This window comes from Rheinheimera soli, assembly GCF_031457405.1.
Taxonomy (GTDB): domain Bacteria; phylum Pseudomonadota; class Gammaproteobacteria; order Enterobacterales; family Alteromonadaceae; genus Pararheinheimera; species Pararheinheimera soli_A.
In genome coordinates, this window is sequence record NZ_JAVDWR010000006.1 from 117,418 (window position 1) to 130,617 (window position 13,200).

General features: G+C 46.9%; 15 protein-coding genes. 7 read left to right on the forward strand and 8 right to left on the reverse strand.

Annotated elements, in window-relative coordinates; all coding sequences use genetic code 11:
• Positions 1-4 precede the first annotated feature (4 nt).
• From J2W69_RS11080 to J2W69_RS11095, 4 genes are all read right to left on the reverse strand, one after another.
• Positions 5-2,212, reverse strand: coding sequence for a YgiQ family radical SAM protein (locus J2W69_RS11080; protein ID WP_310278426.1), 2,208 nt, complete (start codon positions 2,210-2,212; stop codon positions 5-7).
• 256 nt (positions 2,213-2,468) lie between these two features.
• Positions 2,469-3,032: a TMEM165/GDT1 family protein gene (locus tag J2W69_RS11085; protein WP_310278188.1), complete on the reverse strand. Its 564-nt coding sequence runs from the start codon at positions 3,030-3,032 to the stop codon at positions 2,469-2,471.
• Between the two features lie 259 nt (positions 3,033-3,291).
• Entirely contained in the window at positions 3,292-4,128 is an 837-nt protein-coding gene (gene fghA / locus J2W69_RS11090; protein ID WP_310278191.1) for an S-formylglutathione hydrolase, read from the reverse strand.
• Between the two features lie 60 nt (positions 4,129-4,188).
• Positions 4,189-5,298 (reverse strand): S-(hydroxymethyl)glutathione dehydrogenase/class III alcohol dehydrogenase, encoded by a 1,110-nt coding sequence (locus J2W69_RS11095; protein WP_473091926.1) that lies wholly within the window; start codon positions 5,296-5,298, stop codon positions 4,189-4,191.
• A 106-nt stretch (positions 5,299-5,404) separates the two neighbouring features.
• On the opposite strand from J2W69_RS11095, the gene J2W69_RS11100 reads away from it, so the two are divergent.
• The 4 genes from J2W69_RS11100 (at position 5,405) to mntA (ending at position 8,830) form a co-directional block, all read left to right on the forward strand.
• On the forward strand, positions 5,405-6,304 hold the full coding sequence (locus J2W69_RS11100) for a LysR substrate-binding domain-containing protein (RefSeq protein WP_310278195.1): 900 nt from the start codon (positions 5,405-5,407) through the stop codon (positions 6,302-6,304).
• A gap of 243 nt (positions 6,305-6,547) precedes the next feature.
• Positions 6,548-6,985, forward strand: a complete 438-nt coding sequence (locus tag J2W69_RS11105; protein WP_310278198.1) for a substrate-binding domain-containing protein — start codon at positions 6,548-6,550, stop codon at positions 6,983-6,985.
• Positions 6,986-6,996: 11 nt separating this feature from the next.
• Positions 6,997-8,133 (forward strand): porin, encoded by a 1,137-nt coding sequence (locus J2W69_RS11110; protein ID WP_310278201.1) that lies wholly within the window; start codon positions 6,997-6,999, stop codon positions 8,131-8,133.
• A gap of 295 nt (positions 8,134-8,428) precedes the next feature.
• Positions 8,429-8,830, forward strand: coding sequence for a type VII toxin-antitoxin system MntA family adenylyltransferase antitoxin (mntA, locus tag J2W69_RS11115; RefSeq protein WP_310278204.1), 402 nt, complete (start codon positions 8,429-8,431; stop codon positions 8,828-8,830).
• A 102-nt stretch (positions 8,831-8,932) separates the two neighbouring features.
• Here mntA and J2W69_RS11120 read toward each other — a convergent pair whose 3' ends face one another.
• The 4 genes from J2W69_RS11120 to J2W69_RS11135 form a co-directional block, all read right to left on the reverse strand.
• Entirely contained in the window at positions 8,933-9,172 is a 240-nt protein-coding gene (locus tag J2W69_RS11120) for a hypothetical protein (RefSeq protein ID WP_310278206.1), read from the reverse strand.
• A 200-nt stretch (positions 9,173-9,372) separates the two neighbouring features.
• Positions 9,373-9,651: a superinfection immunity protein gene (locus J2W69_RS11125; RefSeq protein WP_310278208.1), complete on the reverse strand. Its 279-nt coding sequence runs from the start codon at positions 9,649-9,651 to the stop codon at positions 9,373-9,375.
• 3 nt (positions 9,652-9,654) lie between these two features.
• Positions 9,655-9,795: a hypothetical protein gene (locus J2W69_RS11130; protein ID WP_310278211.1), complete on the reverse strand. Its 141-nt coding sequence runs from the start codon at positions 9,793-9,795 to the stop codon at positions 9,655-9,657.
• Positions 9,796-9,843: 48 nt separating this feature from the next.
• Positions 9,844-11,310, reverse strand: a complete 1,467-nt coding sequence (locus J2W69_RS11135) for an amidohydrolase family protein (RefSeq protein WP_310278429.1) — start codon at positions 11,308-11,310, stop codon at positions 9,844-9,846.
• A 196-nt stretch (positions 11,311-11,506) separates the two neighbouring features.
• Between J2W69_RS11135 and J2W69_RS11140 the strand changes: the two genes are divergently transcribed.
• The 3 genes from J2W69_RS11140 (at position 11,507) to J2W69_RS11150 (ending at position 13,149) form a co-directional block, all read left to right on the forward strand.
• Complete coding sequence (locus tag J2W69_RS11140) at positions 11,507-12,031, forward strand: RNA polymerase sigma factor (protein ID WP_310278214.1); 525 nt, start codon at positions 11,507-11,509, stop codon at positions 12,029-12,031.
• On the forward strand, positions 12,021-12,614 hold the full coding sequence (locus tag J2W69_RS11145; protein WP_310278218.1) for a hypothetical protein: 594 nt from the start codon (positions 12,021-12,023) through the stop codon (positions 12,612-12,614). The genes J2W69_RS11140 and J2W69_RS11145 overlap by 11 nt, the downstream gene beginning before the upstream one ends.
• Before the next feature lie 133 nt (positions 12,615-12,747).
• Positions 12,748-13,149: a hypothetical protein gene (locus tag J2W69_RS11150; RefSeq protein ID WP_310278221.1), complete on the forward strand. Its 402-nt coding sequence runs from the start codon at positions 12,748-12,750 to the stop codon at positions 13,147-13,149.
• Positions 13,150-13,200: the final 51 nt, after the last annotated feature.

Below are 13,200 nucleotides of genomic sequence, written 5' to 3' on the forward strand. Positions count from 1 at the left end.
TGCATTAACCCTTAGCTTTTTTGCTAAAAGAAGGTTTGCCGGATGAGCGCTTTATTTTCTCAACAGCCTTAGCCGCAGGATTTACCCCAGTGTGACGGGTTAAGGCCACCTGACCTGGTTTTTTACCTGGTACTTTAGTGCCACGCAGGAATAGATCTTCTTTGCCTTCTTCCGGCACCAGACAACCTTTGCTTCTGCCAATCAGGTGTTTTAAGCCCATTTTGACTAAAGCTTCGCGGATCATAGGCCAGCCTTTCGGGTCATGGTACCGCAGCAAAGCTTTATGTAAGCGGCGCTGACGTTCACCTTTAGGCACAGGCACCACTTCGGTATTACCTTTGATATTTTTCAGCGAGTTCATCTCTGTGTGATAGATGGTAGTCGCGTTGGCCATAGGGCTTGGGTAGAAGTTCTGCACCTGATCCAGTTTAAAGTCACGTTCTTTCAGCCAGAGCGCTAAATTCACCATGTCTTTATCCGTAGTGCCAGGATGGGCTGAAATAAAATACGGGATCAAATACTGCTCTTTACCCGCTTCACGGCTGAAGCGGTCGAACATTTCTTTAAACTTGTCATAGGCGCCCATACCGGGTTTCATCATCTTCGACAATGGGCCAGTTTCAGTATGCTCAGGGGCTATTTTTAAATAACCACCTACATGGTGCTGCACCAATTCTTTGACGTAGTTTGGATCTTCAACCGCTAAGTCGTAACGAACACCGGACGCCACCAGAATCTTTTTAATACCATCCACTTTACGGGCAGCACGGTATAAATCCACAGTCGGGCTTTGATCCGTATCCATATGCTCACAAATGGTCGGATAAACACAAGAAGGCCGGCGACAGGTTTGCTCAGCTTTTGGATTTTTACAACGTAAGCGATACATATTGGCGGTTGGGCCACCTAAATCCGAGATCACGCCGGTAAAACCCGGAACTTTGTCACGAATTTGCTTAATTTCATTTAAAATCGATTCCTGCGAACGGCTTTGGATCACGCGGCCTTCGTGTTCTGTAATAGAACAGAATGAACAGCCACCAAAACAGCCACGCATAATATTGACCGAAGTTTTGATCATCTCATAGGCAGGAATTTTGGCTTTACCATACACAGGATGCGGCACACGTTGATAAGGCAAACCAAAAACGCCATCCATCTCTTCAGTGGTCAGCGGGAAAGCCGGAGGATTCACCCATAAATGCCGGTCGCCATGGCGCTGATAAATAGCGCGGGCACAACCTGGGTTAGTTTCCTGGTGCAAAATACGAGAAGCATGGGCATACAAGGGTTTATTCACACTGACCTGCTCAAAAGCCGGCAGTTTGACATAAGTTTTTTCCCAGGGCTTTTGGCGTGGCGACTGCACCAGTATCGGCTTAGCTTCGACTTCAGGCGCTTTGCTTAGGTCTATACCTTGCTGAGCAAATTCAGAAAAAGTGCCACAACCCACGTCATCTGCACCATAAGGATTAGGCACAGGGTCAATTTTACCGACTTTATCAATAGCGGTGGAATCGACACCACGCCAGCCCGGTAAAGGCTCTTTGCGGATCACAGCAGTGCCACGAATATCGTGCAACGTATTGATATCTTCGCCATTGGCAATACGATGCGCTACTTCGACCAGCGGACGCTCGGCGTTGCCGTAGATCAACATCTCGGCTTTGGCATCAAAAATAATGGAGCGACGAACTTTTTCCTGCCAGTAGTCATAGTGGGCGATACGGCGCAGGCTGGCCTCAATACCACCTATGATCACAGGCACATCTTTGTAGGCTTCTTTACAGCGCTGCGAATACACCAGCACAGCGCGGTCAGGTCGCTTGCCGCCTTCATTGCCGGGTGTGTAAGCATCGTCGTGACGTAATTTTTTATCCGCTGTGTAGCGATTAATCATTGAATCCATATTGCCGGCAGAGACGCCAAAAAACAGATTGGGTTTGCCAAGCGTCATAAAGGCATCTTTGGACGACCAGTCTGGCTGCGCAATCATACCAACACGAAAGCCCTGACTTTCCAGCATACGGCCAACAACGGCCATACCAAAACTTGGGTGATCGACATAAGCGTCGCCCACCACCAGAATAATATCGCAGCTGTCCCAGCCCAGTTGTTTCATCTCGGCCCGGCTCATTGGCAAAAATGGTGCAGTACCAAAGGACTCAGCCCAGTATTTAGGATAAGAAAATAATCCCCGCTCGGCCGACATGCGGTCCACTGCTGCGGATTTTCTTAAAGGGACCTGATTCATTTGCATCTGTTGCTTCACTCGGTTTTGCCTGCCAAAAATGGCCGCGCATTATACTTGTTTAAGTTAAGGATTACTAACATTAAGGCAGAGTTGAGTTGTTCACAAATTAAACAACAAAGAATATCAGGCCTGGTTGAGGTTTCAGCACGCTGTTATCGCCAGATTTTCGGTAAAAACTGAGTCTGGCGATCCAGTGAAAGCATGCAGAGTTAAACTAATACATCAGAATAGTCAGCACACCCAGCAGCATAAAGATGGCGCAGGCCACACGGCGCGCCCAGTCTAACGAAATACGTTCCAGCAGCCAGCTGCCTGCATAAACCACAGGCACATTGGCTGCCAGCATGCCGATGGTAGTACCAAAAATCACCTGCCAGGTTTCTGGGTAAGTAGCGGCTAAAAGCACAGTGGCCACCTGAGTTTTATCGCCAATTTCTGCCAGGAAAAATAAAATACAGCTGGCAAAAAAAGCACCGTATTTTAAAACGCTGACTTCTTCGCTGTCGTCTTTATCCGGAATAAGTAACCAAAGCGCCACGGCAATAAAAGAGCCGCCTAACAACCAGGCATGCCAGCCTTCTGGAATAAACTGCGCCACCCAGGCACCAAACCAGGCCGATGCGGCGTGATTTAATAAGGTTGCCACCAAAATACCGGCAATAATAGCGCCACGGGAGCGAAAGCGGGCTGCGAGGAATAAAGACAAAAGCTGAGTTTTATCGCCGATCTCTGCAACAGCAACAGAAGCGAAGGAGGCAACAAAGGCATCAAAAAACATAAACTGCACCTGGCGGGAAAACTAAACATAAGACAATAAACCAACTCCCGCCTGGGGTTAGTGCATTGTCTTAGGTCTCATTAGTACCTGATCAGTGATGATCAAACGGGACGTTGTTGCCATGTACAGTGAGGTACAAGTATGTTGACAACAACACAAAACCTGGCGGTTTTGTAAATTACTCCCCTAAGCGCGGGCAGAAGTATAACCGCGCCATCAAAGTTCAGGCAACCAGAAAATCACAGCAGTGTTGCGCGCTCTAACCTTTTAAGTGCCTTGCATGAAAACGCAGATGTTCTTCTATAAAGCTGCTGATAAAAAAGTAGCTGTGATCATAACCTGCTTGCAGACGAATTTGCGCGCCGCTTTGGCTGCGCTGATTGGCTTCGATTAAAGATTCAGTGCGAAGCTGTGAAGGGTAAAACTGGTCGGCCTCGCCCTGATCAATCAGCATTGGCAAACTGTTTTGTTTTTGCGCCAGTAAAAAACTCGCGTCGTACTGCAACCACTGGCTTTGCTCCTTGCCAAGATAAGCAGTAAAGGCTTTTTTGCCCCAGTCACATTCTGAAGGCTGACAAATAGGTGAAAAAGCCGACACTGAGCGATAAGCCCCTGCTTCACGTAAAGCAATCACCAAAGCACCATGGCCGCCCATCGAATGACCGCTGATAGCTTTAGCGGCGCTGACAGGTAAATGCGCTTCCACCAAAGCAGGCAGTTCACTGCTGATGTAGTGGTACATCTGATAATGGGCTGCCCATGGCTCTTGAGTTGCATTGACATAAAAACCTGCCCCCTGACCTAAATCGTAAGCGGCATCGTCTGCCACATGCTCACCTCGGGGGCTGGTATCCGGGATCACTAAAGCGATGCCCAGTTCAGCCGCAACACGCTGCGCTCCGGCTTTGACCGAAAAGTTTTCATCTGTGCAGGTTAAACCAGATAACCAATACAATACCGGCACTTTTTGTTTTTCGGCCGCTGGCGGTAAATAAACAGAAAAGTGCATCACACCTTTAACGGAGTCTGAGTGATGCTGATATTTAATCTGGCGGCCAGCAAACAACTTATGTTCGGACAACTGAATTAACGTCATTGCTTTATCCTTGTGCTAAGCCCGGCGAACCGGGCTTTAATAAATGACTAATTACTCTGGTTAGAAATGTATTACAGTGCGAATTGACTTGCCTTCATGCATCAAATCAAAAGCTTCGTTGATTTGCTCCAGTGGCATGGTATGGGTGATAAAAGTATCGAGTTCAAACTCACCTTTTAAATAACGCTCTACGTAATCAGGTAATTCAGTGCGGCCTTTGACACCACCAAAAGCAGTACCACGCCATACACGGCCTGTGACCAACTGAAATGGTCGGGTAGATATTTCAGCACCGGCAGGCGCCACACCAATAATCACCGACTCGCCCCAGCCTTTATGACAGCACTCTAAAGCCGAACGCATTACGTTGACATTACCAATACATTCAAAAGAGAAATCCACACCACCGTCCGTCATTTCAACAATCACATCCTGAATGGGTTTGTCGAAATCCTTTGGGTTAATGACATCAGTCGCCCCCAACTGACGGGCTATATCAAACTTAGACTCGTTGATATCGATGGCAATAATGCGGCTGGCTTTGGCCATCACAGCACCAATAATGGCGGATAAACCTATGCCACCTAAACCAAACACAGCAACAGTATCGCCCTCTTTGACTTTGGCGGTATTCATTACAGCGCCCATGCCAGTGGTGACACCACAACCTAATAAACAGACCTTTTCCAAAGGCGCAGCTTTATTGATTTTGGCTAACGAAATTTCTGGCAGTACAGTGTATTCAGAAAAAGTAGAAGTACCCATGTAGTGATAAATAGGCTGACCATCTTTGGAAAAACGTGTGGTGCCATCCGGCATTAAACCCTGGCCCTGGGTGGCACGAATGGCCTGACACAGGTTAGTTTTACCAGATAAACAGAATTTACATTTACCGCATTCAGGGGTGTATAAAGGGATCACATGATCGCCCACAGCCACGCTGGTGACGCCCTCGCCTATAGCTTCAACCACACCACCACCTTCATGGCCCAGAATACAAGGGAATTTGCCTTCAGAATCCTGACCCGACAAGGTATAAGCGTCGGTATGGCACACACCTGTCGCCACAATACGCACCAGCACTTCGCCTTTTTGTGGTGGCATTAAATCCACGTCTTCAATTTTTAACGCTTGACCCGGCCCCCAGGCTACAGCAGCACGTGTTTTGATCATTTTCATTCTTGTTCTCCAAACCAGAGTAGTAGTTACTATAGCTTATTGTAATTTTTTCTTATTAGATGATAATCCCTGCAAATAACAAATGAGTTTTGCATAAATGAAAGAATGGCAAGGCATCAGCGAATTTGTGGCGGTAGCAGAACTTGGCAGTTTTTCTAAAGCGGCCAAAGTCTTAGCAATTTCTGTGGCTCAGGTTAGTCGCACAGTACTGCAATTAGAGCAACGGCTGAACTGCAAACTGGTACTTCGCACCACCCGCCAGGTGCGTTTAACAGAGCAAGGTACTTTGTATTACCAACATTGCCGGGCTTTGGTCAACGGTCTGCAACAAGCCAATCAGCTTTTGACCAGCCTGCAGCATGAACCTTCAGGTGCGATCAAAATTACCGCCCCTGTCTATTATGGCGAGCAGTTTATTGCGCCTTTGCTGCACGAGTTTTTATTACGTTACCCCAAAGTGCAGCTGGATTTACAACTGACCAACGATCAACTGGATTTAGTGCAAGGTGGTTTTGATTGCGCCATCCGCTTAGGAACCCTTACCGATTCCAGCTTACAGGCCAAGGCCTTAGGCAAACGCACTTTGTATTTATGCGCCAGCCCCGACTACTTACAAAAATTTGGCACACCAGAAACAGTAGCCGAACTGCATCAACACCGCTGTTTAGTGGGATCTGTGGATTTCTGGCGCTTTGAACAGCAAGGCCAAAAGCTGCAATTTAAACCCCAGCCTTATTTACGCTGCAATAGCGGTGTGGCTTTAACAGATGCAGTACTTAAAGGTTTAGGCATTACCCAACTGCCGGATTATTATTTACAGCCTTATTTAGAGGATGGCCGTTTAGTGGCCTTGTTAGCAGAGCAGCAGCCCTCTGACGAAGGGATCAGGGCTTTGTATCCACTCAACCGGCATTTACCGGTCAAAGTACGATTGCTGCTCGATTGGTTACAGCAGGGATTGGCACTACCAATAGTAAGAGAAGGCAGCCAGCAATAAAAACCAGACCTGCTTTGTGTTGCACATTAAAGAACCCAAAATGGGGGACATTTAGTGAATTCTTGAATCAATACGCTGCAAAATGAAAGCGCTCCCTCGCCATGCTTAGCTTAAAATCCATATAAAACAAGTATTTATTTTCCCTTAAGGAACATAACGTTCTTATTTTTCTTAGCTATAGTCATAGTGTAAAAGAAGAGAGTACTTACTTCATGCCTACTTTTAATATGCGAGGGATAAGATATGCCTGCTCTAAAATACAGAATATTGCAAAGGGTTGTCCTCACCTGTGTCTCCGTCTTCACAGTCATAAGTGCCTATGGTGATATAGCCGTTGTTGTGCATCCGTCTAATACCACAGCTCTTGATAAAAGTGCTCTCGAGCGCATTTACATGGGCAAAACAAATAATCTCAATAACGGGCGTGCAGCCTTGCCTATCAATGCAACTAAAGGCGCAGCAACACGGGCAGAGTTTAATAAACTGGTGATAGAACGGTCAGACGCCCAGATAAATGCTTATTGGTCAAAGTTACTTTTCACAGGTAAAGGCACTCCTCCGAAAGAGCTTGCTACTGATCAGGAGATTATTGCAACAGTTTCCGCCAATGAAGACGCTGTAGGTTACGTTGATTCATCGGCCGTGACTGATAACGTTAAAGTCGTAGCAACCTTTCAATAAGGAACAAGCAAATGAAATACGTAAAACTAATTTGCATTTTTGTTGGCATGGTCTGCACATTTTCCAGTAATGCAGAAGTGAAGATCAGTGGTTATGGTTCCATTATCGCAGGTAAAACCCTGGGCACTGTCGATGATCCTATTAACCTGGGTGAACGAAGAGATGAGATTTTCACGGCCGATTTTTACGATGTGGGCCAGTACAATAACGATATTACCTTTAAAGCTGAGTCTATTCTGGCGGTACAAGGTGTCTATACAATTAGCCCTGAAATCAGCGTTACCGCACAGCTGGTAGCTAAAGGTGTAGATGATTTTGAACCTGAATTTGACTGGTACTATGTTACCTATCGCCCCACTGCAAACTGGACCTTTATGGCTGGCAGGCGCAATATTCCAATGTACTACTACTCAGAGTTTTCCGAAGTAGGTTATGCCTATCCATGGATGCGGCCACCAGCCAATTTATATTGGTGGCAGATCACCCAGTTTAATGGTTTTCACGCCGCTTATAATTTTCAGCTCGCTGACCTGAACCATACTGTTACTGCGTTTCATGGTGATGAGCGAGATGAAGAAAATAAAGAAATGCAGTATTACGAAGTATTATATGGCAACGATGTCTATCGCGTTGACGAATTCTGGACCAATATTAGCGGCGTAAACTGGGTCATCGAAGGCGACTTTTTTGATATCAGGCTGGTGTATTTTACCAATGACCGGGATCGTACTAAGTTTTTTAACGACAGCAGTATTACACATGCGGCTCCATTCTCCCAGCGTTTTATGGGCATAGGAGGTGCAGTGAATCTGGCATCCTTTACGCTGCTGTTTGACTGGAACCATGTTAAATATGATGATCCACGCGGCACCGAGTTTCCTACTTATCTGCTTTCAGTAGTCTATAACTGGGACAATATTCAGCCCTTTATTGCCTATTCCAAAGCAGACCACGAAAGAACCAAAGTACCAACAGACGATTTGGAAGAACATAAACTGTGGAGTGTTGGTTTCCGCTACGATTTTCATAGCAATGTGGCGTTCAAATTCCAGTATGATCATTTCACCGATCAGGGCTATGCCCCTTCACAGTGGAATTATCATGGTGATGCCAGAGCTATTACGGCAGGCATAGACTTTATTTTCTGATGCAATCAACACACCTTCAGTCAAACTGACCGGCTGAAGGTGTGTTGTTTTTGCCTGTAAAGATAAGGAGCAAAATCAGTAGAGTTTTTTACTTTGTTCCTTAAAAACTGCATGTTCAGAGCTCATCCAACACCTTCATGATAAAGGTCGACTATTTCAGGTTTTCAACTGACCTCACTCCTGTTCCCGAAAGTGTGGCACCGCTCAGACCTGTCTCTGGTCAAACTGAACTTTGTTTGTCGTACCTGGGTTTAAAAGTTACTATGATTGCGGGAACAAATGCAGCAAACAAGTGATGATGTTGAACTTTCCTCTTATCGTTAAACTATTGCAACAGCGCTTGCCCACTCTGATGGCTGTGTATACTTTTGGCAGTCAGGTCGAAGGCACTGCAGACAAAAACAGCGATTTGGATTTAGCCGTATTAGTACAAGGTTATGCCGATGTGATTGATTTATGGGATATCAGTAGCGATCTCGCAGAGCTGCTGCACTGTGAAGTGGACTTACTGGATTTTCGTGCCGCCTCCACAGTAATGCAATACCAAATTTTGACCAAAGGACAGCGGCTTTACGCCGTCGATCAAGAGGTTGGCAGTTATGAAGCTACGCTGCTGTCAGCAATGACCACACTAAACGAAGCCCGCGCTGGACTCTTAGCTGACATTAAAAAGGATGGGTCTGTTTATGGCAGTTGATAACAAAAAAAGCTGCCACTATTGAGCGCTGCAATAACAAAAAACCGCCATCGGGGGCAAATCTTACGACTTGCCCCTGAACACCACCTCTTCGCAATAAAACTATCTGTTCGCCACCAACTGCCGTGGTTTGGCTGTTAACTGCTGTGCCAGATCATCAACTTGTTCCTGCAGCTCAGCCGATTTTCCGTTGAGTTGTTCAAGCTGAGTGCTTAACTTTTCGACCTGCAGGCTTAGCTGTTTATTGGAGTTGGCCTGCTGCAGGTTGGCGTAGCCCATCAGTAACAAAGCGGCTATGGCTGAGATGGCGATCAGTGCTGTTTTATCTTTCAGAATATTCATGATCTGTCCTTAATGATGAAATGCAGTGAAATGGTAAAAATGGCCGAACTTTACAAAACTAAGCTCAAAGTTCATGCCTAACATACGACGCTGTACCTTTAGTTGTAAAGCTGAGTGATGAGATATACAGCAGCAACCGGATAGCCGGATGCTGCTGATGTTAAATAAAGGGAATACTGTAGCTTTGTAAGCTGTGGATATCAGGCGACTGGCTTTAAACTGGCTTTTTCAGCCAGCTTATCGCCCAGCTTGCCAGTTACAGCCCACACCACTAACGCCACCCAGGCTATCCAGGAAAAACCTGCCGGAATGTTGAGTAAGGCAATTTTTGCTGCATGTTGGCGGTTAAATGCCAAAGCCAGCAGGCTTGGTAAAAACCAGACCACCAAAAACAACAGACCAAAAACCACTAAAAAAACCAGATCCGCTTGTTGCCAGGCATCGGTAAAAGCCGCTAAAAATTGTTGTAAAGTTTCCATGTCTTACTCCTCGTTATTGGTTTCAAATTTGTTTTGCAGTACAGAGGCCACCAGCCATAACACGATAAACAGCACCATAAATTCAGCATCACTGGAGTGAAGCTCCGTCGTCAGTGCTGAGACGCAGTAGTTCAAAGTTTCCATCAAATAGTCCTCGTTGGGGTTGATCATCAGGTCAGTTTTTTTACACGCTTAAAGTTTCATACCAGACAGGGATGCGAGCTGAGATTTCAGTTCATCCACTGACCAGGCCTTGCCTTGCTGCACCACTGTATGCAGCGTATTTAGCGCTTTCAGATCGTGCAGTGGGTTGCTTTTCAGCACAATAAAATCGGCGACATAACCAGTTTTGAGCTGACCATGGTCGGTCAGGCCCAGATGATGTGCGCCGCCGCTAGTCGCCAGTTGCAAAACCTGCCAGTTTGTCAGGCCTGCAGCCTGGCTAAGTTGCAATTCGCGCAGGTAAAATGGCCCGCTGGCCACGCTGTCAGTACCAATTGCCAGTGGTACACCAGCGTCATACAGGCGCTTAAACAGTTGCTGTACCTTGGGTATTTGTTGCTGCGCTGTAGCTAATTCCTCCGCTGACCAGTCATAACTGGGGGCAGCCAATGTCGCGCGCCAGCGCTTGCGCATTTGTGGGTGATACACCCACATCTCCTGTTCCGGGTATAAGGTTTCCAACTCGCGGGCGAAGTACATCAGTTCATTCGCGACTAACGTCAGATCAATCCGGGTTTGTTGGCGGGCCAGAGTGTGGATGAGCTGTTGCATAGGTGCGTTGTCATAATCAACATGCTTAAACCAGCTATAAACAAAGCGGGCGCTATGCGGAATTTTACGTTCGGCTACATAAGCAGCTTTGCCCTCACCGGTTAATAGCTCTGCACTGGTAGGCAAAGCATGAGTTAAGGCATCAATCCCCAGATCGGCGGCATATTGCCAGCTCACAGCGTCCAGATGCGCTATGGTTTTCAATCCAGCTGCTTTGGTCAAATCTATCCCCATTGCCACTTCTTCTTTGGTTAAGCCCTGATAGAGTTTGATGTACTCCGCACCCAGCGCCTTTTGTCTGTTGATTTCAGCTCGCCAGCCGGCTTCATCTTTTGGATGCACAGATCCCCCTAAAATGGGAGTAGGTTCAAATACAAAACCGGCATAACTCAACTTTGGACCAGGCCAGTGTCCAGCTCTCTGCTGTTTGGCGTATTCAGCGTTAGCCTCTGGTTCACCTGCTGGGCTAAAAGCGGTAGTCACACCAGTAGCCAGAGTGCTGAGTGCATGATAGCGGGTCAGTTCGCTATGACCTTTTAGCGTCATAACCGGTCTACCATCCTGCATCTCAACTCTGTGTGGCCCTGCGGTCAGATGCAGATGCACATCGATAAGGCCAGGCAACAGATACTGATCCTGTACATCAATCTGCTGAGTCGCTGCAGGTAAGCTGCCATCACCTTGTTGCTGTTGGCCCATTTGCACTATGCGACCATCTTTGACCAACAACCAACCATCATTCAATTGCTGCTCTGTAGCGGGATTTAATAAAGTGGCATTGTGGTACAACACTGTCCCGGCCTGCGCAGCTGGTTTTTCAGCAACGGCCTGTGACAGAGAACAGCTTGCCATCAGACAAAACAGGACTGATTTTTTTAAAGTCATTGTTTTCAAAGTAAGACTCCTTAAAGCCAAGGTAAGTGAACTTATTGTGTTTGCTTAAGAAGTCGTGCTGTTTTTGTAAGCTGTTACAAAAATTTTTTTTTTTATTTTTGTAACACTTTGCCAACAGGGGCAGACTTACTAAGAGCAGAGTGATAACTTTGATAAAAACTATAAGATATTGAACAGGGAGGTTTTTTTGACTCTATCCACCAGCAGCCTTGTAGCGCCTGAGCAGTTTTTACTGGAGCTATGGCAACAAAATCAGGCCGCGATCAGCCGTACCCTGATGGCATCCGAGGCTGATCCGGCAGCACGACAGGATCTAAAGCAGGATATTTTTCTGGCGCTGCATCAATCGGCTGCGCGCATTCAGAGTGCAGAAATGCCACGCGCTTACCTGTTTCGTATTGTGCACAACGTCACTGTGGATCACATAGCCAGGGCAAAACGCCAGCAATGGCAGCCGCTGGATGAAGACCATCAACAGCTGCTAGTTCAGGATTGTCCTTCGGCCGAAGTTGATGAGCAACAGCAAAGCCAGCAGTTAATGCTGGCAGTGCGGCGCTTATCCGCAGCCAACCGCCAGGTTATTTTGCTGGCGATGGAAGATTTGGATGCCCCTGAGATTGCAGAAATTCTGCAGTTAAGCCAGGGGGCAGTACGGGTGCGGTTAAATCGCGCTAAAACAGAACTGATGGAGATCATGCAAAATGGCAGATAACTTTGATTTTGCCGCCCTGACAAAAAGCTGGCAACAACAGAAAACCCCAACCGAACAGTTGCCCAACGAGACGGATCTGGCACAAGCCACAAAGCGTCAACGCCAACAAAAATGGCTGATGTACGGCGAATGGCTTAGTGCAGTAGTGATGCTGACCTCAGCTTGCTGGTTAGCCTTTACTATGCCGGGATGGCTGGGGTATCTGGCTGCTGTGTTCCTCACATTCGGGGCCCTTAGCACAGCTTATATCGGCTGGACAGTGCACAGACCTATACTGGCTTATGACAACTGGAGCAGCAGTGGTTTAGTGCAATTTCGCGCCCGGGCCTGTCAGCTCACACTGCGTTACTACCTCTATACCCAGTTGTCCTGTGTTGCCTTGATGTTATTTTCCGGTTTGTTGTGGCTGCTAGAGTGGCGGAAACTTGCAGAGATCCCCACAGACTTGCTGCTGTTTTACAGTCTGGTGGTATGCCCACTTTGTCTGCTGATGATGTTGCGTTTGCAGCAAAAAAAACGGCAAAAAGTAACAGAGCTGGATCAGCTCAGCAACTTAGTTGATGACTTTCAGCGCAGCGAATAGTTGCGCTCAGTCAGGGATGCAACACATTTAACGGGCGCGAACACAGCGTTCAAAAGTATCGCCAGTGATTGGCAAAGGTGTACAAATCAGCTAATGTAACTTTTTTGCAACTTTTGTATCTTTTGAGGTAGTGATGAATAAGTGGTTGTTGTTGGCCTTGCTGAGTACCAGTGTGCATGCCTATGAGCCGGACAGAGATCAGGTACTGCGGTTTGAACCTTCGCCATTTAAAGATGTGCAGCTTAATTGCCAGCGTGACAAAAACATCGTGCCCAGACGCAGTGACCTGATCCTGGATAACTATGCTTTGCTGGCCGCTGATAACGGCGAGCGTGTTGCTATTATCACTGTGACCAATGGCGCTGGCGGTCAGCGTATGTTTAATCAGGAACATTTAGTGGCTTTGATGGCAGACTGCAACCGTATTTATCCACAAGCCTTTGAGCTTAGTCTGGCGGCTGGTCAGCAAACCACAATACAAATTTATTTTGGTCGTCGGGTACAACCTGTGCTGCAGTTAATCAGCAGCAACTAATGCGTGTTTGCAGCTAACTCAGTGCCAGCAGGCTGCAGCCTGAGTTAGCCT